At 47.6% G+C, this 17,149-nt stretch carries 17 protein-coding genes; 3 read left to right on the top strand and 14 right to left on the bottom strand.

Features of this window, described 5'->3' with window-relative positions; all coding sequences use genetic code 11:
- Positions 1-241 precede the first annotated feature (241 nt).
- Genes nuoH through CGZ90_RS12305 form a run of 5 tightly spaced genes read right to left on the bottom strand, consistent with a single transcriptional unit; the run spans position 242 to position 4,732 of the window.
- Positions 242-1,246 (bottom strand): NADH-quinone oxidoreductase subunit NuoH, encoded by a 1,005-nt coding sequence (gene nuoH / locus CGZ90_RS12325; RefSeq protein ID WP_094252804.1) that lies wholly within the window; start codon positions 1,244-1,246, stop codon positions 242-244.
- Entirely contained in the window at positions 1,246-2,346 is a 1,101-nt protein-coding gene (locus CGZ90_RS12320; RefSeq protein WP_094252803.1) for an NADH-quinone oxidoreductase subunit D, read from the bottom strand. Before CGZ90_RS12320 ends, nuoH begins: the two co-directional genes overlap by 1 nt.
- A gap of 3 nt (positions 2,347-2,349) precedes the next feature.
- A complete protein-coding gene (locus tag CGZ90_RS12315; protein ID WP_094252802.1) occupies positions 2,350-3,855 on the bottom strand; it encodes an NADH-quinone oxidoreductase subunit C in 1,506 nt (501 codons plus the stop codon).
- Complete coding sequence (locus tag CGZ90_RS12310; RefSeq protein ID WP_094252801.1) at positions 3,855-4,367, bottom strand: NuoB/complex I 20 kDa subunit family protein; 513 nt, start codon at positions 4,365-4,367, stop codon at positions 3,855-3,857. The genes CGZ90_RS12315 and CGZ90_RS12310 overlap by 1 nt, the downstream gene beginning before the upstream one ends.
- Positions 4,358-4,732, bottom strand: coding sequence for an NADH-quinone oxidoreductase subunit A (locus tag CGZ90_RS12305; protein WP_094252800.1), 375 nt, complete (start codon positions 4,730-4,732; stop codon positions 4,358-4,360). Before CGZ90_RS12305 ends, CGZ90_RS12310 begins: the two co-directional genes overlap by 10 nt.
- Positions 4,733-4,919: 187 nt before the next feature.
- Here CGZ90_RS12305 and CGZ90_RS12300 point away from each other — a divergent pair, with 187 nt between their 5' ends.
- The gene (locus CGZ90_RS12300; protein ID WP_094252799.1) at positions 4,920-5,117 is read left to right on the top strand and encodes a hypothetical protein; all 198 of its coding nucleotides are present in this window, start codon (positions 4,920-4,922) and stop codon (positions 5,115-5,117) included.
- Positions 5,118-5,559: 442 nt separating this feature from the next.
- Here CGZ90_RS12300 and CGZ90_RS12295 read toward each other — a convergent pair whose 3' ends face one another.
- Positions 5,560-5,808 carry a hypothetical protein gene (locus tag CGZ90_RS12295; RefSeq protein ID WP_094252798.1) on the bottom strand — a complete coding sequence of 83 codons (249 nt, stop codon included), beginning with the start codon at positions 5,806-5,808 and terminating at the stop codon, positions 5,560-5,562.
- Between the two features lie 181 nt (positions 5,809-5,989).
- Between CGZ90_RS12295 and CGZ90_RS12290 the strand changes: the two genes are divergently transcribed.
- Positions 5,990-6,412 (top strand): YbgA family protein, encoded by a 423-nt coding sequence (locus tag CGZ90_RS12290; RefSeq protein WP_094252797.1) that lies wholly within the window; start codon positions 5,990-5,992, stop codon positions 6,410-6,412.
- A gap of 139 nt (positions 6,413-6,551) precedes the next feature.
- Here the strand turns inward: CGZ90_RS12290 and CGZ90_RS12285 are convergent, their stop codons facing one another.
- The 4 genes from CGZ90_RS12285 to CGZ90_RS12270 all read right to left on the bottom strand — a co-directional run bounded on the left by CGZ90_RS12285 (position 6,552) and on the right by CGZ90_RS12270 (position 11,536).
- Positions 6,552-8,210, bottom strand: coding sequence for a glycerol-3-phosphate dehydrogenase/oxidase (locus tag CGZ90_RS12285; protein WP_094252796.1), 1,659 nt, complete (start codon positions 8,208-8,210; stop codon positions 6,552-6,554).
- A 238-nt stretch (positions 8,211-8,448) separates the two neighbouring features.
- Positions 8,449-9,951, bottom strand: a complete 1,503-nt coding sequence (gene glpK / locus CGZ90_RS12280) for a glycerol kinase GlpK (RefSeq protein ID WP_094252795.1) — start codon at positions 9,949-9,951, stop codon at positions 8,449-8,451.
- Between the two features lie 24 nt (positions 9,952-9,975).
- Entirely contained in the window at positions 9,976-10,803 is an 828-nt protein-coding gene (locus CGZ90_RS12275; protein WP_094252794.1) for an MIP/aquaporin family protein, read from the bottom strand.
- A gap of 187 nt (positions 10,804-10,990) precedes the next feature.
- Complete coding sequence (locus tag CGZ90_RS12270) at positions 10,991-11,536, bottom strand: glycerol-3-phosphate responsive antiterminator (protein ID WP_094252793.1); 546 nt, start codon at positions 11,534-11,536, stop codon at positions 10,991-10,993.
- Positions 11,537-11,752: 216 nt separating this feature from the next.
- Here CGZ90_RS12270 and CGZ90_RS12265 point away from each other — a divergent pair, with 216 nt between their 5' ends.
- Positions 11,753-12,328, top strand: coding sequence for a hypothetical protein (locus CGZ90_RS12265; RefSeq protein ID WP_094252792.1), 576 nt, complete (start codon positions 11,753-11,755; stop codon positions 12,326-12,328).
- A 58-nt stretch (positions 12,329-12,386) separates the two neighbouring features.
- Here CGZ90_RS12265 and CGZ90_RS12260 read toward each other — a convergent pair whose 3' ends face one another.
- From CGZ90_RS12260 to atpA, 4 genes are all read right to left on the bottom strand, one after another.
- Positions 12,387-12,794, bottom strand: a complete 408-nt coding sequence (locus CGZ90_RS12260) for a F0F1 ATP synthase subunit epsilon (protein ID WP_094252791.1) — start codon at positions 12,792-12,794, stop codon at positions 12,387-12,389.
- Positions 12,795-12,816: 22 nt separating this feature from the next.
- The gene (gene atpD, locus CGZ90_RS12255; RefSeq protein ID WP_094252790.1) at positions 12,817-14,205 is read right to left on the bottom strand and encodes a F0F1 ATP synthase subunit beta; all 1,389 of its coding nucleotides are present in this window, start codon (positions 14,203-14,205) and stop codon (positions 12,817-12,819) included.
- A 44-nt stretch (positions 14,206-14,249) separates the two neighbouring features.
- Entirely contained in the window at positions 14,250-15,107 is an 858-nt protein-coding gene (atpG, locus tag CGZ90_RS12250) for an ATP synthase F1 subunit gamma (protein ID WP_094252789.1), read from the bottom strand.
- 541 nt (positions 15,108-15,648) lie between these two features.
- On the bottom strand, positions 15,649-17,148 hold the full coding sequence (gene atpA / locus CGZ90_RS12245; RefSeq protein WP_094252788.1) for a F0F1 ATP synthase subunit alpha: 1,500 nt from the start codon (positions 17,146-17,148) through the stop codon (positions 15,649-15,651).
- Position 17,149: the final 1 nt, after the last annotated feature.

Here is a 17,149-nt window from a genome sequence, read left to right as displayed (position 1 = left end):
CCCTCTTGCCGCTACGCGCCTTAAGAGGTCTCACCTGTCCCACTGATCCCGCAGGAGTCGGCGCCTTACACTCCTATCAACTGTCAATGATGTATTCAAGATGATTAAGTGAATATGGAAGTGAAGGTGTCAGCATCAGCACTTGAACGAAAAATTAAACATTCCTCATTAGTCGTTGAAGCTTGAGAAATGCGAGCATCCTTGAGCGGAAGTTAACCGATCCATGCTTGTTTGTAAAATCTTATTTTAGAAACAATTCCTTTACCGCTGCTGAGAGGAAGATGTTCAGCAGTGCCAGCGGGAGGAGGACTTTCCATGCGAATTCCATCAGCTGATCGGCGCGGAGTCTTGGGAGTGTTCCGCGGATCCAGATCATGAAGAAGACGACGATGCTGAATTTTAATGCGAACCAGACAGCACCAGGGATAAACTCCAGAAACGGAATCGGGTTCCAGCCGCCTAGGAAAAGGACGGTTGTCAGTGATGCCATCGCGAATAAGTACACGTATTCAGAGAGCATGAAGAACGCGAAACGAAATCCTGAGTATTCGACATGATAGCCGGCAACAAGCTCAGATTCGGCTTCCGGCAGGTCAAACGGTGTCCGGTTCAACTCGGCTATGGATGCAATGAGGAAGACAAAGAATCCGATCGGCGACAGAAAAATGTACGCAACGTTCTTCTGGCCCTCGACGATATCAGTCAAGTTCAGGCTGCCGGCGAACAAGATGACGCCGACGACTGAGATGACGAGCGGGATCTCGTAGGAAATCATCTGAGCTGCCGCACGCATGCCGCCGAGCAAGGAATATTTATTGTTCGATGCCCAGCCGCCGATCAGGATGCCAATTGTTGAAATCCCTGAAATCCCTACATAGTACAGCAGACCGACACCAAGATCAGCGAACTGCACATGCTCTGTGAACGGCATGACCGCCAGCACCATAAAGGCGGGCGAGAACGCGAGCACCGGCGCTAGTATGAAGAGCGGCTTGTCTGCCAGTTTCGGGATCGTATCTTCTTTTATTAAAAGCTTGAAAACGTCGGCTACGGTCTGCAGCAGGCCGAGTTTTCCGCCCACCCGGTTCGGTCCGGGACGGAGCTGGATGAACCCGAGCACTTTTCGCTCAGCGAGAATGGCATACGTAACGAAACCGAGAACGACGAGCAGCAGGACGGCACCCATTACAAAAAAGACAGCTGCGTTATACCACCCAGGCTGTGAATGGAGTAGATCGTTCATCATCAGCCATCCACCTCCCCTAGCACGATATCGATGCCTCCAAGAATCGTGATCAAGTTGGAAATGTTTTCACCGACAAGCAGCTTCGGCAATATTTGCAGGTTATAAAAAGACGGGCGGCGGAACTTCAGGCGGTATGGCTCCTTTTTTCCTTCTGATGCGATATAGCAGCCGATCTCTCCCCGCGGCGATTCGATGCGTACGAACCCTTCGCCCGCAGGAGGCTTGATGATCTTTGGAACCTTCGCCATCACTGTTCCTTCTGAAGGAATCTGCTCGACAGCCTGTTCAAGGATTTTCAGTGATTCCTCGATTTCGGCCATGCGGCATTGGTAACGCGCCCATGCATCGCCGCTTGAAAAAACGGGCACATCAAATGTGAAACGGTTATAGATCGAATACGGCTCATCTTTACGCAGGTCCCAGTTCACGCCTGTACAGCGCAGGTTTGCACCGCTCAGCGAGTAGTTAAGCGCTTCTTCTGCCGAGTATGTTCCGATGCCTTTTACACGATTAAGAAAAATTTCATTACCTGTAACGAGATCATGATATCCGGCGAGCTGCTCTCTCATATATGGAACAAACCCTCGTACCTTTTCGATCCATCCGTCTGGAGCATCCCACTTCACACCGCCGACGCGCATATAGTTAAACGTCAGTCGTGCTCCGCTAATTTCGTTCAGCATGTTGATGATCGCTTCCCGTTCGCGGAACGCATACAAAAATGGACTCATCGCCCCGATATCAAGCAAATACGTGCCGAACCAGACAAGGTGGCTGGCGACTCGGCCGAGCTCCATCACGATGACGCGCAAATATTCGGCACGCTCTGGAATTTCGAGGTTCATCATCGTTTCTACTGCATGGCAGATCACGTAATTGTTCGTCATCGCTGCCAAATAGTCCATCCGGTCGGTGTATGGGATGATCTGCGTATATTGAAGATCCTCCGCAAGCTTTTCGGTGCCCCGGTGAAGATAGCCGATGACAGGCTTCGCCTCGATGATGGTCTCTCCGTCAATCTTGAGCACGATGCGGAACACGCCGTGTGTACTTGGATGCTGCGGACCGACGTTAAGGAGCATTTCTTCTGTTCTGATCATGTGCTATACCTCCACATCAAACGGCTCATAATCTTTTCTGAGCGGATGGCCGACCCAGTCATCCGGCAGCATGATCCGCGTCATGTTCGGATGGTTCGTAAACGTGATCCCAAGCAAGTCATACGTCTCACGCTCTGGCCAGTTTGCCCCTTCCCATAATGGCGCGAGTGAAGCGACCTCTGGTTTTTCACGGTCTACCTTCGCTTTCAGGACGACTGGACGGCGGTTTTTATAGGAATACAGATAGTTGTACACTTCAAAATGAGTTTTAAAATCGGTACCGTGCGATTCAGATAAGTATTCAAAATGCAGATCATCATGTGTTTTCAAAAGCTCCGCGATGATGTAATATGTATCGCTTTTTGCCACAAGCGTAGGGACATCCTTTGACAGCTTGTTAATGTAAGCGTCCTCAAGAACGTCCGCGCCAAGCTGCTCTCTGATGAGGGCAACATACTGGTCGAGCATCGGCTGATATGGTGACGGCTTTGTTTCAGCAGGTTCTGCTTCCGCTTTGGCGGTGCCTCCTGCTGCACGAGCTTTCGCTGCGGCTGCCGCTTTTGCTTTTGCAGCTGCAATTGCCTTTGCTTTCTCATCATCTGAAGCGGGCTCGCCGCCTGCATCGCGTGATGCCCTTGCTTTTGCCGCGGCAGCAGCTTTTGCCTTAGCGGCCGCGATCGCTTTCGCCTTTTCGTCTGCCGCTGCATCCCCGCCGTCTCCTGCTTCGCGCATCGCTTTCGCTTTTGCTGCTGCGGCGGCTTTTGCTTTTGCAGCGGCTGCGGCCTTTGCCTTCGCTGCTGCAAGTGCCTTTTCATCATTGCTGGCTTCCGTTTCATCAGCCGGTTCGGAGTCCGTTTGTCCCGCTTCTCTCGCCATTTTCGCTTTCGCTGCAGCCGCTGCTTTCGCTTTGGCAGCCGCTGCGGCCTTTGCCTTCGCAAGTGCGAGCGCTTTTTCTTTATCTTCATCCTCGGTACTGATAGAAGAAGTAACCCCAGCTTCCGCCTGCTCTTTTTCCGCTTTCCGCTGTTTCGCAAGTTCCAGTGCCTTTGCCTTCGCCTCAGCGGCTGCCTTCTTTTTCTGATCTTCTACTGAGAGAGGCTCTTCAGCTGGTGCCTCAGCCTTTTCCTGTGCCTCTTTTTCGGCTCTTCGCTGTTTGGCGAGCTCGAGTGCCTTTGCCTTCGCTTCAGCTGCGGCTTTCTTTTTCTGATCTTCTACTGAGAGAGGCTCTTCAGCTGGTGTTTCGGCCTTTTCCTGTGCGTCTTTTTCGGCTTTTCGCTGTTTAGCAAGCTCTAGTGCCTTAGCCTTTGCTTCAGCTGCTGCCTTCTTTTTCTGATCTTCTACTGAGAGAGGCTCTTCAGCTGGTGCCTCAGTTTTTTCTTGAGCCTCTTTTTCAGCTTTTCGCTGTTTGGCGAGCTCGAGTGCCTTTGCTTTCGCTTCAGCGGCTGCTTTCTTTTTTTGCTCTTCTATTGAAAGGTTTTCTTCGCCTTGTCCATCAACCTCTTTTGTCATCAGCTCATCACCTTCTTGCCGGTTTTCGCCTCATACCGGATTTTTTCCTGAAGCTTATTGATGCCGTAGATGAGGGCGGCAGGATTTGGCGGGCAGCCAGGGATGTACACATCGACCGGAACGATCTGATCGACTCCCTTCACGACGGCATACGATTTAACGTAAGGTCCGCCAGCCGTCGCACAAGATCCCATCGCGATCACCCATTTTGGCTCTGGCATCTGGTCATAAAGCCTTTTTAAAACTGGCGCCATCTTTTTCGTCACGGTGCCTGATACGATCATGACGTCTGATTGGCGGGGCGATGTTCGGAAGATTGTTCCGAAACGGTCGAGATCATAGTGTGAGGAACCGGTTCCCATCATTTCAATCGCACAGCAAGCCAGGCCGAATGTGAGCGGCCATAGTGAGTTGCTGCGAGCCCAAGCTTTTACTTGTTCAAGCGTGACCATAAATACATTACGGTTCAGTTCCGCCTGTTCTTCCGGTGTAAGATCAAGTTTTAGTTCCATTTGAGCACCTTCTTTTTCCACGCATATAATAGACCGAGCGTTAACAGAACTACAAAAATCCCCATTTCAATCAGAGCGAAAATGCCAAGCTCTTCATACGCCACTGCCCATGGGTACAAAAAGACTGTCTCAACATCAAAAATAACGAACAAAAGCGCGAATAAATAATAACGGACATTGAACTGCACCCAGCTTTGCTGAAATGGTTCGATTCCGCTTTCATAAGTGGTGTACTTTTCTTTCACCGGCTTGTACGGCCGCAGAATCTTTCCTAACGTCAGTGCAGCCGCCGGCAGCAGGATGCCGAGCAATAAAAAAACAGCAACAATGAGGTAATTATTTTGATAAAAATGGTATAATTCCACCAAGCTGCCCCCTCAAAATCTGAATTTTTAAAATTATGTAATCATTTAAAGTATAACAAATGGGAAAAATTGTGTCACCTTGTACTTCAATCCGCTCTTGAAACAGTTAAATGTCAATTGATTGTAAATTTTATGCTTCATCACACGCGTTAAATACCGCTATCTTATAAGTAAGGGGGAATGTAATATGGATTTTTGGTGGATCGCCTATGGACTTATCGTTTTATTTTCAGTCATCGGACTTGGAGGTACGATTTACATTGCCGGCACGAGAGATGAAAAATACGGCAGTTCAACGAAACAGAACCTGACAAGACTCACACTCATCTACGCCGTTGTGATCTTGCTTTCTATTATTGCTTTAACGGTATATGTAGTAATATAAAGAGGCTATTTTCCCAATACATTGTAGATTAAAGAACTCAAAGAAGCTGCTGATCTCCGTTTCAGGCGCACGCTTTCCGCGGGGCGGGAGGTGAGCCCCTTCGTCGCACGCGCCATTGAAGGGTCTCACCTTCCCACTCGTCCCGCAGGATAAGGAAAGCTACTCGGAAAGGCATCGCACGAAGAAAATGTGCGGTTCATTTTCGAGGAGTCGGCACCTTACACTCCGATCAACTTTATCAATGATGAATTCAAGAAGACTAAGCGAGTTTGATGAATATTCAGCCATAGCAATTGAACCTGAACATTTCTCATGAATTATGCGTAGAAGCTTACACTTCAGCGGCAATTCAAATAAATTTCCTTACCAAAGCTACAATCCTTTTAAAAAATCCTAGAAAAAATAATAAGAAGCCCACTACTGTGGACTTCTTTTCGTATGATTAGTCTACAACTACGTTTACGATGGAGCGAGGGTTGATGCGGTTAAGATCATTGTCGTCTTCAAGCACCAAGATAAATCCTCTGTCGAAGCCTTGGAATGAACCTTCGATCGTGAAACCGCCTAGCAAAAACACTTCAATTCGAGTTCCGATCGCGATTTTGTCTAGGAACAACATATCAGCAGATACGTTATTGCGAGGAGAGCTCTCTTCTCTTTCGCGGCATTTCCAGTTATAGTTTTTACCCATTTTAACTTTCCTACTTTCATTGCTTTACTTTGAAATGATGACCGTGGTCTTCATTCATTTCCTTATATCCTATTCATTTCTCGTGGACATGCTCGGGCGAATGGAGCAGGACAAACACCTTTTTTTATCGGTAAACAGGCTGTCGCCTATGCTTAGATGGTTAAGATAAAGGAGGATTAAGGTGAAAAAACAAGCTCAGCAATTGTGGACAATTCAAAAATACAACGTGATGGCAAAGGGCTACGCACATTATAAAGAGGTGCAAGGTTTGCTGCGAGAAGCGTCAGCAGAAGAGGATTTTGCAGCAGTCATCGAGAAGATTCAATACTTTGAGCAGCTGAAATATGAAAAAAAAGCAGTGATTAATACACTAGAGCACATTTGGGGTTATTTTAAAAAGCAGGCGGAGGTTGAGGAGAAAGAAGCCTTTTTTGCTGCTTTAGAGGAATATAGAAAGAATGGCGATGACTTCAGCTCAAAGCCGCCCGCCGCCCCTGTTTCCGCACTACATAAACTGCTAGAAAAATATCCATCAAGCTACTTAGAAAAATCTGCTTTTCTTAAAGAAAACTTGGCTGACGACAAGCTTTTATGTCAGCCTTAGTTGCACTTATACTTTACACCTAAACTTTTTGACTACGTCGAATCTCTTCCTTGGTAAAAAGTTATCCTATCTTAAAGTGTAAATAAAATAGTCGGGGTCCGGTACCAAATGGTACCGGACCCCGACTATTTTTATATCTTTAGATCGCTTCTGTGGAGAGCCTGATCTGCTCTTCGAAATCGATGATCATGTTGCGTTTGTGCTCTTCGCTCCAGCCTAAGATGTCAGCCACAGCGTTGTATACTTCGTCTTTCCAAGCGTAGACAGTGTCGATGTCAAAGTACAGCGCGGAGATACGGCGGATCAAGAAATCAGAAGGCGTGCATGCCATTTCATTCTCAATGCTGTAGATAAGCTGCGCGTACAAGCTTTTTGGCATCGTATACTTCTTCGCTTCCTCGCCGCGCGTCTTCAGGATATCGTAAACTTCATCAATGTTTGTACCGAAACGATAAACCATTTCCTTCGCCTTTTCAGGAGATAGTCCGAGTGCTGTTCCTTCATCCGTTTTTTCCGCGATGAACGGCTTCAGGTTGAGACTTCCTCCTAATTTTCCGCCGGACAGCTCCATGTGCTCTGTCTGGCAGCCTGGGAAGCTGCGGCCGTCTTCTTCCTTCAGCTGACCTGCAACTAGATCGACAATTTTTTCAGCCATCTTACGGTATCCCGTAAGCTTTCCGCCGGCAATGGTTAGAAGCCCTGACGGTGAGTGGAACACTTCATCCTTACGGGAAATTTCAGATGGTCCTTTTTTCGGCTCATGGATGAGCGGACGGAGTCCTGACCATGAAGATTCTACGTCGTCCTTCGTAATGTTGACGGACGGGAACATGAAATTAATCGTGTTGATGACATAGTGAAGGTCGTCTTCTGTCATGCCCGGATTCGCCAAGTCTCCCTTATAATCTGTATCAGTCGTTCCAACGTAAGTTTTGCCGCCGCGAGGAATCGCGAACACCATGCGTCCATCCTCTGTATCATAATAAACGGCTTGCTTCAGCGGGAAGCGGCTTCCGTCGATGACAAGGTGAATACCTTTTGTATGGTGAATCTCCTTGCCTTCTTTAGAACGGTCTGCCTCACGAAGAAGGTCAACCCATGGACCTGTCGCATTAACGATTTTTTTCGCATAAATTTCATGCGTCTCGCCTGTCAGCTGATCTTCAACGTACGCTCCGACAGCTTTTTTCCCAGAGTAGATGAAGCCTGTTACTTTTGAATAGCTGATCGCTGATGCGCCGCGGTCGACCGCTTCCTTCATGATCTCAAGTGTCAGTCTGGCATCATCTGTTTTATATTCCACATAATAACCGCCGCCTAGCAGCTGGTCTTTTTTCAATAGAGGCTCTTTCGCCAATGTCTCACCGACAGAAAGCATCTTGCGGCGTTCTTTTCGTTTAACGCCTGCAAGGAAATCGTAAACCTTAAGGCCGATGGATGTGGAGAACTTGCCGAACGTTCCGCCTTTATAAAAAGGCAATAGCATCCACTCAGGCGTAGTTACGTGCGGAGCGTTTTCGTAAACGATCGCACGCTCTTTGCCGACTTCAGCAACAAGTTTTACTTCAAACTGCTTTAAATAACGAAGTCCGCCGTGAACGAGCTTTGTTGAACGGCTCGATGTACCTGCTGCAAAGTCCTGCATTTCCACAAGACCGACATTCAATCCTCTTGTTTGTGCATCAAGCAGAATCCCTGCACCTGTTACACCGCCGCCGATGACAAGAAGGTCAAGCTCTCCCTTTTTAAGATTATTCAATACAGTTTCTCTGTTTTTGCTCGAAAATGCTGCTGCCATGAATCAATCACTCCCAACGAATTATCTGCTTATAAGTTATGCATTTGCTTCTATAATTAAACGGCCGGTCAGGGGACTATAAAGCATATATACCCTTTTGAATGCTATTCAACGCAAAAAAGAGGCCACAAACCGCCTGCTTAAACATGTTAAGCAGGGTTTGTGGCCTCTCCAAGTCTCCAACCGGTCAATATGAACTTGAGTAAAGTATAACCTATTTCTTCAAAAAAGCAAGTGGTTAGCGTTTACGCTTGAACGCACGAGTTGCTGTAACAGCGTTTTTCCAGCCATCATAAAGGTCTTCGCGCTCTTCTTCCTTCATCTCCACATCGAAGTCGCGGTCTACCTTCCATTTTTCCGCGATCTCGCTGCGGTCTTTCCAGAATCCAACCGCTAATCCAGCTAAATATGCCGCACCAAGAGCTGTCGTTTCGTTGATTTTCGGACGCTCGACTGGCGTGTTCAGGATGTCTGCCTGGAACTGCATGAGGAAATCGTTCTTTACAGCACCGCCGTCGACGCGGAGCTTTTTAAGCTTGATGCCGGAATCGGCTTCCATTGCAGCCAGTACATCCTTTGTCTGGTATGCAAGTGACTCAAGCGTCGCACGAATAAAGTGCTCCTTATCCGTTCCGCGCGTGATTCCAAACACAGCACCGCGTGCGTCTGAATCCCAATACGGCGTTCCAAGTCCGACAAATGCGGGCACTACGTATACACCATCTGTAGAATCCACTTTTTCCGCATATTTCTGGCTGTCGGCAGAATCCTTCAGCATGCGCATTCCATCGCGAAGCCATTGAATCGCAGATCCTGCTACGAAAATACTTCCTTCCAACGCATATTCCACCTTGCCGTCGATTCCCCAAGCAATCGTTGTAAGCAGACCGTGCTCAGATGGAACTGCCTTATCGCCCGTATTCATGAGCATGAAGCACCCAGTGCCGTATGTGTTTTTCGCCATACCCTTTTCATAGCAAGCCTGGCCGAACAATGCCGCTTGCTGGTCTCCTGCAATACCCGCGATCGGGATGTTCTCGCCGAAGAAATGATGGTTTATTGTGTGTGCGTAAACTTCAGATGAAGATTTTACTTCAGGCAGCATGGACGATGGCACGCCAAGGATTTCAAGAAGTTCCTCGTCCCACTTCAAGTCATAGATGTTGTACATGAGTGTACGTGACGCATTCGAGTAATCAGTAACGTGCGCTTCTCCGCCAGAAAGCTTCCAGACAAGCCATGTGTCGATCGTTCCGAATAGAAGATCGCCTTTTTCCGCCTTCTCGCGTGCTCCGTCTACATTGTCGAGAATCCATTTTACCTTCGTACCGGAGAAATACGCATCGATCAGTAAACCTGTTTTCTCACGGAACTTATCATTGTAGCCTTTGTCTTTTAGTTCTGTACAAATATCAGCTGTCTGGCGCGACTGCCAAACGATCGCGTTGTAAATCGGACGGCCTGTGTTCTTGTCCCAGACGACGGTTGTCTCACGCTGGTTCGTGATCCCGATCCCAGCTACTTCGTTCGCATCCGTTTGTGTTTTTAAAAGAACATCTGCGATTACAGCAAGCATTGAGCTCCAGATTTCATCAGCGTTATGCTCGACCCAGCCTGGCTTTGGGAAATGCTGCTGAAATTCTTTTTGTGCGATTTCAACGATCTCTCCAGCTTGATTGAATAAGATTGCCCTTGAGCTTGTTGTCCCTTGGTCTAGTGCGATAATATATTTCTTTTCCATGCGTTAGTTCCTCCTCTAATTCAATTAGTTTTTAATCTTATCTCCATGGTTTACAGCATGTGTGCCTTTTCTTCCAAGCATCATGGCAGCAAGCAGCAATACGGCACATGCCGCGCTCCAGCCCCAGAACATCGTTGTCACTTCACCTTTAAAGACTGCCTGATAAAAGAGTGCTCCAAATACTCCGCCAAAAATCGGCCCGATTACCGGAATCCATGAATATCCCCAGTTCGATCCGCCCTTGCCAGCAATCGGCAGGACGAAATGTGCGATTCTCGGTCCGAGGTCACGTGCCGGGTTGATAGCATAACCCGTTGTTCCGCCAAGTGAGAGCCCGATCGCTACAATGAAAAATCCAACGATTAAAGGATTAAGTCCTTCTGTAAATTTATTCGCTCCAATTGATAAAAGTCCGACCAAAAGAACTGCTGTTCCAATAAATTCTGATAGCACGTTTGAAAACGTGTGCGGAATGGCCGGGTCTGTTGAGAATACGCCGAGCTTTACGGCTTTGTCCTCTGTAGCTTTCCAGTGCGGCAGGAAATGCAGGTACACGACTGTTGCTCCTAAAAACGCTCCAAGCATCTGTCCTGCGATATAGCTTGGCACATCACTCCAAGGAAACTCTCCAATCGATGCGAGCCCGAGTGTTACGGCAGGATTTAAATGCGCTCCGCTGATGCTTCCTACAGCATACACGCCGATCGAGACGGCAAGTCCCCATGCGAGTGCAACGACAATCCAGCCTCCGCCCTGCGCTTTTGATTTATTTAAGCTGACGTTGGCGACAACTCCGCCCCCAAAAATAATGAGCAGCATCGTGCCGACAATCTCTCCGATAAATGGTGTCATATAAACTTCCTCCTTTAAAGCGGTTTCATTTTTTATAAATGAAGGCGAAAAAAAGAAATCCACGAAAACAAACCTTTCTTGCTTAAAAGGCCGCTTTTGTGGATCTCCATTTTCTCCGTCACATGTATGAACTTGTCCCCTATTATAGCAGGAATGAAAACGTTGTCAAATGCTGTTCAGGAAAAAATCAGATCCATAAAGCCGGATTGGATGTGGTCACAGCCTCTGCACCGGCTTCTATCGCCATCCGCACGTTTTCTTCTGTACGGATTAATCCTCCTGCGATAACCGGCGTATTAGTGGCTTCCTTCACCTCTCTTATGATCTCAGGCATGATTCCCGGCAGTACTTCCAGGTAATCAGGTTTTGCTCTGTCGATGATCTTGTAGCTCGTTTCAAGCGCGATCGAATCGAGCAAAAACAAACGCTGAATCGCGATCATATTTTTCTTTTTTGCTTTAATGATGCAGTTCGACCGCGTTGATATGATCCCCGCTGGCTTAAATTCCTGTGCGAGAAACTCAACTGCGTATTCGTTTGCTTTCAGCCCGCTGATAAGATCCAGATGCACAAGCACCTTCTTTTCAGCCGTACGCGCCATCTGCAGCATAAACTTCAGCTGGCTGATGTGGGTATCCAGGCAGACAAGGTACTCGTAATCCAGTTTCAGCAGCTTCTCAAACTCCTTCATCTTGCGCGCAGCCGGCAATACCGTCTGGCCATGAAAACTCATACTGTTTCCTCTTTCTTATATAAGGTTTTAAATGTGCAAAAAGTGCTCTTCTTTCCAAGTTTCCCAACTTGTATGCTTGCTAAACAGCCAGCAGTCCATCAAAATGTAAAGTATATAAAATGCCAGTTGAAATGTCTATCAGCTCGACAACGAATTTTCTAATAAAAATGCTTTCAATTCAGCAAAGAATAATTTTCAAGGGAGCCATTAGTTACGATGAAACTTGAAACTGCAAAGAAAAATAATCAGCAGCAAAAGCCTCTCATGGAAAAGACGATGAAGGCGGCAATTTTCATATTTATTGCAGCAATAGCCGTCACAGTAGGTTTTTACACCTACGAAAGCCATTATGTATTAAACATTTTGTACTTTACTTTGATTGTTGGGTTAGTCGCAGGATTGATCGGATGTTACCTTTTGCGAGCATTGTTGCGTTCCAATAAGATTGTGTCCAAAATTTTATGGGGCTTGATTCAAACACCTTTTTTTCTCGCGGCTCTATTAATGTTTGTACAAATCCCTGGAATGATCGATGATAAAAAGGCATTTGACAGCAACAGCCTGCCCACTGTAAGCGGCAAGGCAAAGAAAGCTGAATTCAGTTCTGAGGAAGATGATGGGGAGCTATATATGGACTATATCTACATAAAAGGACAGGAGTATGATACTACCGAGCTCGTGATCGAGAAAATCTTTTATGAAAAAGAATTGAAGGGAAAGAACATTACGGTTACGTATTTGCCGAACAGCAAGTACGCTGTCAGTGTTTATGCGGATGGCTGGGACGAGTAATAAGCCAGACCGTAAACCATAAAAAAGGATGCCCCGAAACCGGGGCATCCTTTTTCTATTACTTTTGTGTTGCTACATCGATACGGTTCAGGGCTTTTTTCAGAGCGAGCTCTGCGCGGGCGAAGTCGATGTCTTCCTGCTTGCTGCCAGCAAGACGCTTTTCAGCGCGTTCCTTGGCTGCTTTCGCACGGTCTACTTCGATTTCGCTTGCTGCTTCTGCTGATTCAGCCAGAATCGTGACTTTTTCAGGTCGCACTTCAATAAATCCACCGCTAACAGCCACGTAGTGTGTTTTTCCATCTTCTTCATGCACGCGAACGGCACTGATGGTTAAAGGAGCAACGAGGGGAATGTGTCCTGGCAGGATGCCAAGCTCCCCGCTCTTTGCTTTCGCGCTGACCATTCTCGCATTTCCTTCAAACACAGGACCATCAGGGGTGACTACACTGACTTGAATGGTTTTCATTCAGATGAACCCCTTTCAGGCTTTAGGCCAAAGTTTTTGCTTTTTCAAGAACGTCCTCGATAGAACCTACGAGATGGAATGCTGATTCCGGAAGATCATCGTATTTGCCTTCAAGGATTTCTTTGAATCCGCGAACGGTTTCTTTAACAGGTACGTATGAACCTTTTTGTCCAGTGAACTGTTCCGCAACGTGGAAGTTTTGGGACAAGAAGAACTGGATACGGCGCGCACGTGATACAACAAGCTTGTCATCTTCAGAAAGCTCGTCCATACCAAGGATCGCGATGATATCTTGAAGTTCTTTGTAGCGCTGTAATGTTGCCTGTACTTGACGAGCAACGTTGTAGTGCTCTTCTCCAACTATTTCCGGAGAAAGCGCACGAGAAGTTGAAGCCAATGGATCTACCGCTGGATAGATACCCATCGCTGTCAGTTTACGCTCAAGGTTCGTTGTCGCATCCAAGTGAGCGAACGCAGTCGCTGGAGCTGGATCCGTGTAGTCATCCGCAGGTACGTAGATCGCCTGGATAGATGTTACAGAACCTGTTTTAGTAGATGTGATACGCTCTTGAAGCTGACCCATCTCAGTTGCAAGTGTAGGCTGGTAACCTACCGCTGAAGGCATACGTCCAAGAAGGGCGGATACTTCAGAACCAGCTTGCGTGAAGCGGAAGATGTTGTCTACGAAGAATAGAACGTCTTGTCCTTCTTCATCACGGAAGTATTCTGCCATTGTAAGACCAGAAAGTGCGATACGTGCACGTGCTCCTGGCGGCTCGTTCATCTGGCCGAATACCATCGCTGTTTTGCTGATAACGCCAGAGTCGCTCATCTCGTGGTAAAGGTCATTTCCTTCACGAGTACGCTCACCAACACCTGCGAATACGGAGATACCGCCGTGCTCTTGTGCGATGTTGTTGATAAGCTCCTGGATAAGAACTGTTTTACCTACACCAGCACCACCGAAAAGGCCGATTTTTCCACCTTTTACGTATGGAGCGATAAGGTCAACTACCTTGATTCCTGTTTCAAGAATCTCAGTCTTTGTTGTTAATTCATCAAATGAAGGTGCTGCACGGTGGATCGGGTCACGGCGAACATCTGCCGCTACGTCCTCTTTAAGGTCGATCGGGTCACCAGTTACGTTGAATACGCGTCCAAGAGTCGCGCTTCCTACTGGTACAGAGATTGGCTTGCCTGAGTCCACGATATCCATTCCACGTACAAGACCGTCAGTGGAATCCATCGCGATCGTACGCACCATGTTGTCGCCAAGGTGAAGTGCTACTTCTAAAGTAAGGTCAACACCTTCAGCGCTAACTTTTAAAGCGTTAAGCAGTTCTGGAAGCTGGCCTTCGAACTTAACGTCTACGACCGGTCCAAGAATCTGAGTAATATAGCCTTTATTCATCGGGTTCCCTCCTATCTTGACATCTGCGGCTTTAAGCCGAACGTCTATTCAAGCGCTGCTACACCACCGACGATTTCCGTGATTTCCTGCGTGATCGCTGCCTGACGCTCTCGGTTGAAAGAAAGAGTCAGCTGGCCGATCAGCTCGTTCGCGTTGTCGGTTGCATTCTTCATCGCAGTCATACGTGAAGCATGCTCGGCTGCTTTTGCATCCAATAAAGCACCGTAAATCAAGCTTTCTGCATATTGAGGCAGAAGCACTTCGAGAATCTCGTCCTCAGAAGGCTCATACTCATACGAAGAAGATTTTGATTTTCCAGAGCTAAGATCTGTAAGAGGAAGAAGCTTCTTCTCTGTCAGATCGTTCTGAATGGCACTTACGAAATGGTTATAGTACATGTAAAGCTCGTCAAACGTACCGTCAGCGTATAGGCTGACTGCTTTGCTCGCGATCGCTTTAATATCCGCGAAAGACGGCTGGTCTGCGACACCAGTGATGCTGTCGAGAATGTTCATCTTGCGGCTTTTGAAAAAGTTCACGCCTACTTTACCAACAACGATCAGCGCATACTCGTCAGCTGACTTGTGACGCTCCTGAATCGTACGGTAAACGTGGCGAAGGATGTTTGAGTTGTATGCTCCAGCAAGTCCACGGTCCGCCGTTACGACGAAATAACCCGTTTTCTTAACCGGCCTTGAGATCAGCATAGAGTGGCGCGCAGAGCTTGAGCCTGAAGCGATGCTCCCGACAACCTCCTGGATCTTATCCACGTAAGGACCGAAAGATCGGGCGTTCTGCTCAGCACGGTTCAGCTTAGCCGCTGATACCATCTCCATCGCTTTTGTGATCTGCATGGTTTTTTTAGTTGAATCTATCCTAGCTTTGATATCTCTCAATGCCATCTTCGTAATTCACCACCTTTATAGGTAGTTTAAAACTCCGGTTCGCATGCCTTTCGTATTTCTTCGTTGCGTCGGTGCTCCGGTGCATAGCAGTAACTATGCGCCTGCGAATACTCGGCGCAACTCGCAGTCTTCGTGCAAGTTAACGCTCGTAACTCCGATCCTCGCACCTTCCGCGCCTCGAACTACTCGGGCCTGCAAATCCTCGTTTTAAACGTCCTACATTTTATAAAAGCTGGTTGCACGGGCTTTGCAGCTTCATGCGTTAGAAATGGTGCAGGGTGCAGCCCCGGGGCGCACCTCTGCTGTATCAACACTGTTCTTCAAGACTGTTGCTAACTAATGTTTTAAAGACATCCTCGAGAAGTTGGTTGAAGTGTAAGGTGCCGACTCCTGCGGGACGAGTGGGAAGGTGAGACCCTTCAATGGCGCGTGCGACGAAGGGGCTCACCTCCCGCCCCGCGGAAAGCGTGCACCTGAAACGGAAACCAACTTATCCCTCACAGCTTTCAGTCTAACCAAAACAGTTTTTTAAATATTTTTATGCGAAAGTCTTCTTGAACGCTTTGATCGCGTTGTCTAGGCTGTCGTCTTCTGGAAGCTTTCCAACAGTTTTGAGGTGGTTTAACACGTCTTTGCTGTTCGCTTCCATGTGAGCGTAAAGTGCTTCTTCAAAGCGGCTTACGTCTTCAACAGCTACATCATCAAGGTAACCGCGAGTCAATGCGTAAAGGATAGAAACCTGGTACTCAACGCGAAGCGGCTTGTGAAGTCCTTGCTTAAGTACTTCAACTGTACGCGCACCGCGGTTAAGCTTAGCTTGAGTTGCTTTATCAAGGTCAGAACCGAACTGAGCGAACGCTTCAAGCTCACGGTATGAAGCAAGATCCAGACGAAGTGTACCGGATACTTTGCTCATCGCTTTGATCTGTGCTGCTCCCCCTACACGAGATACGGAGATACCAGCGTTGATCGCCGGACGTACACCGGAGAAGAACAGGTCAGACTGCAAGAAGATCTGTCCGTCAGTGATTGAGATAACGTTTGTCGGAATGTAAGCCGATACGTCAGATGCTTGCGTTTCGATGAACGGAAGCGCTGTGATCGATCCTCCGCCAAGCTCGTCACTAAGCTTCGCTGCACGCTCTAGAAGGCGTGAGTGAAGGTAGAATACGTCCCCTGGGTAAGCTTCGCGGCCTGGAGGACGGCGAAGTAGAAGGGAAAGCTCACGGTAAGCAGCTGCCTGCTTAGAAAGATCATCATAGATGATTAGAACGTGTTTTCCATCCCACATGAACTCTTCTGCCATAGATACCCCAGCATAAGGAGCAAGGAATAGCATTGGAGCTGGCTGTGAAGCGGATGCTGTTACAACGATCGTGTAATCAAGTGCACCGTGCTGGCGAAGTGTTTCTACAACGCCTGCAACTGTAGACTCTTTTTGTCCGATCGCTACATAGATACAGATCATGTCTTGATCTTTTTGGTTAAGGATCGTGTCGATCGCGACAGCTGTTTTACCAGTCTGACGGTCACCGATGATCAATTCACGCTGTCCGCGTCCGATTGGAACAAGAGCGTCGATCGCCTTGATACCTGTTTGAAGCGGCTCATGAACAGATTTACGAGCCATAACGCCTGGAGCTTTTTGCTCGATTGGACGAGTTTTCTTCGTGTCGATTGGTCCTTTTCCATCAAGTGGAAGACCAAGCGGGTTCACTACGCGTCCAAGAAGTTCAGGTCCTACAGGAACCTCCATGATGCGTCCTGTACGCTTCACTTCGTCTCCTTCACGGATTTCAGCGTATGGTCCGAGGATGATGATACCTACGTTGTTTTCTTCAAGGTTTTGGGCCATACCCATAACACCGTTAGAGAATTCAACAAGCTCACCCGCCATAACGTTGTCTAATCCATGGGCGCGGGCGATACCGTCACCAACCTGGATGACTGTACCTACATCGTTTACTTCGATTTCAGATTGATAATTTTCAATCTGCTTTTTAATTAACGCACTGATTTCTTCAGCTTTGATGCTCATG

This window comes from Fictibacillus aquaticus (genome assembly GCF_002245695.1).
Taxonomy (GTDB): domain Bacteria; phylum Bacillota; class Bacilli; order Bacillales; family Fictibacillaceae; genus Fictibacillus; species Fictibacillus aquaticus.
This window is presented reverse-complemented; position numbering and strand designations above follow the sequence as displayed.

What these genes read in the sequence shown, in the direction of transcription:
- CGZ90_RS12295 (WP_094252798.1), bottom strand. Translation starts at nt 5,808, where the DNA reads ATGGGTAAAAACTATAACTGGAAATGCCGCGAAAGAGAAGAGAGCTCT.
- atpA (WP_094252788.1), bottom strand. Translation starts at nt 17,148, where the DNA reads ATGAGCATCAAAGCTGAAGAAATCAGTGCGTTAATTAAAAAGCAGATT.
- atpD (WP_094252790.1), bottom strand. Translation starts at nt 14,205, where the DNA reads ATGAATAAAGGCTATATTACTCAGATTCTTGGACCGGTCGTAGACGTT.
- CGZ90_RS12260 (WP_094252791.1), bottom strand. Translation starts at nt 12,794, where the DNA reads ATGAAAACCATTCAAGTCAGTGTAGTCACCCCTGATGGTCCTGTGTTT.
- CGZ90_RS12270 (WP_094252793.1), bottom strand. Translation starts at nt 11,536, where the DNA reads ATGAGTTTTCATGGCCAGACGGTATTGCCGGCTGCGCGCAAGATGAAG.
- CGZ90_RS12310 (WP_094252801.1), bottom strand. Translation starts at nt 4,367, where the DNA reads ATGGAACTAAAACTTGATCTTACACCGGAAGAACAGGCGGAACTGAAC.
- CGZ90_RS12275 (WP_094252794.1), bottom strand. Translation starts at nt 10,803, where the DNA reads ATGACACCATTTATCGGAGAGATTGTCGGCACGATGCTGCTCATTATT.
- CGZ90_RS12315 (WP_094252802.1), bottom strand. Translation starts at nt 3,855, where the DNA reads ATGACAAAAGAGGTTGATGGACAAGGCGAAGAAAACCTTTCAATAGAA.
- CGZ90_RS12300 (WP_094252799.1), top strand. Translation starts at nt 4,920, where the DNA reads ATGGATTTTTGGTGGATCGCCTATGGACTTATCGTTTTATTTTCAGTC.
- nuoH (WP_094252804.1), bottom strand. Translation starts at nt 1,246, where the DNA reads ATGATGAACGATCTACTCCATTCACAGCCTGGGTGGTATAACGCAGCT.
- glpK (WP_094252795.1), bottom strand. Translation starts at nt 9,951, where the DNA reads ATGGAAAAGAAATATATTATCGCACTAGACCAAGGGACAACAAGCTCA.
- CGZ90_RS12285 (WP_094252796.1), bottom strand. Translation starts at nt 8,210, where the DNA reads ATGGCAGCAGCATTTTCGAGCAAAAACAGAGAAACTGTATTGAATAAT.
- atpG (WP_094252789.1), bottom strand. Translation starts at nt 15,107, where the DNA reads ATGGCATTGAGAGATATCAAAGCTAGGATAGATTCAACTAAAAAAACC.
- CGZ90_RS12265 (WP_094252792.1), top strand. Translation starts at nt 11,753, where the DNA reads ATGAAACTTGAAACTGCAAAGAAAAATAATCAGCAGCAAAAGCCTCTC.
- CGZ90_RS12320 (WP_094252803.1), bottom strand. Translation starts at nt 2,346, where the DNA reads ATGATCAGAACAGAAGAAATGCTCCTTAACGTCGGTCCGCAGCATCCA.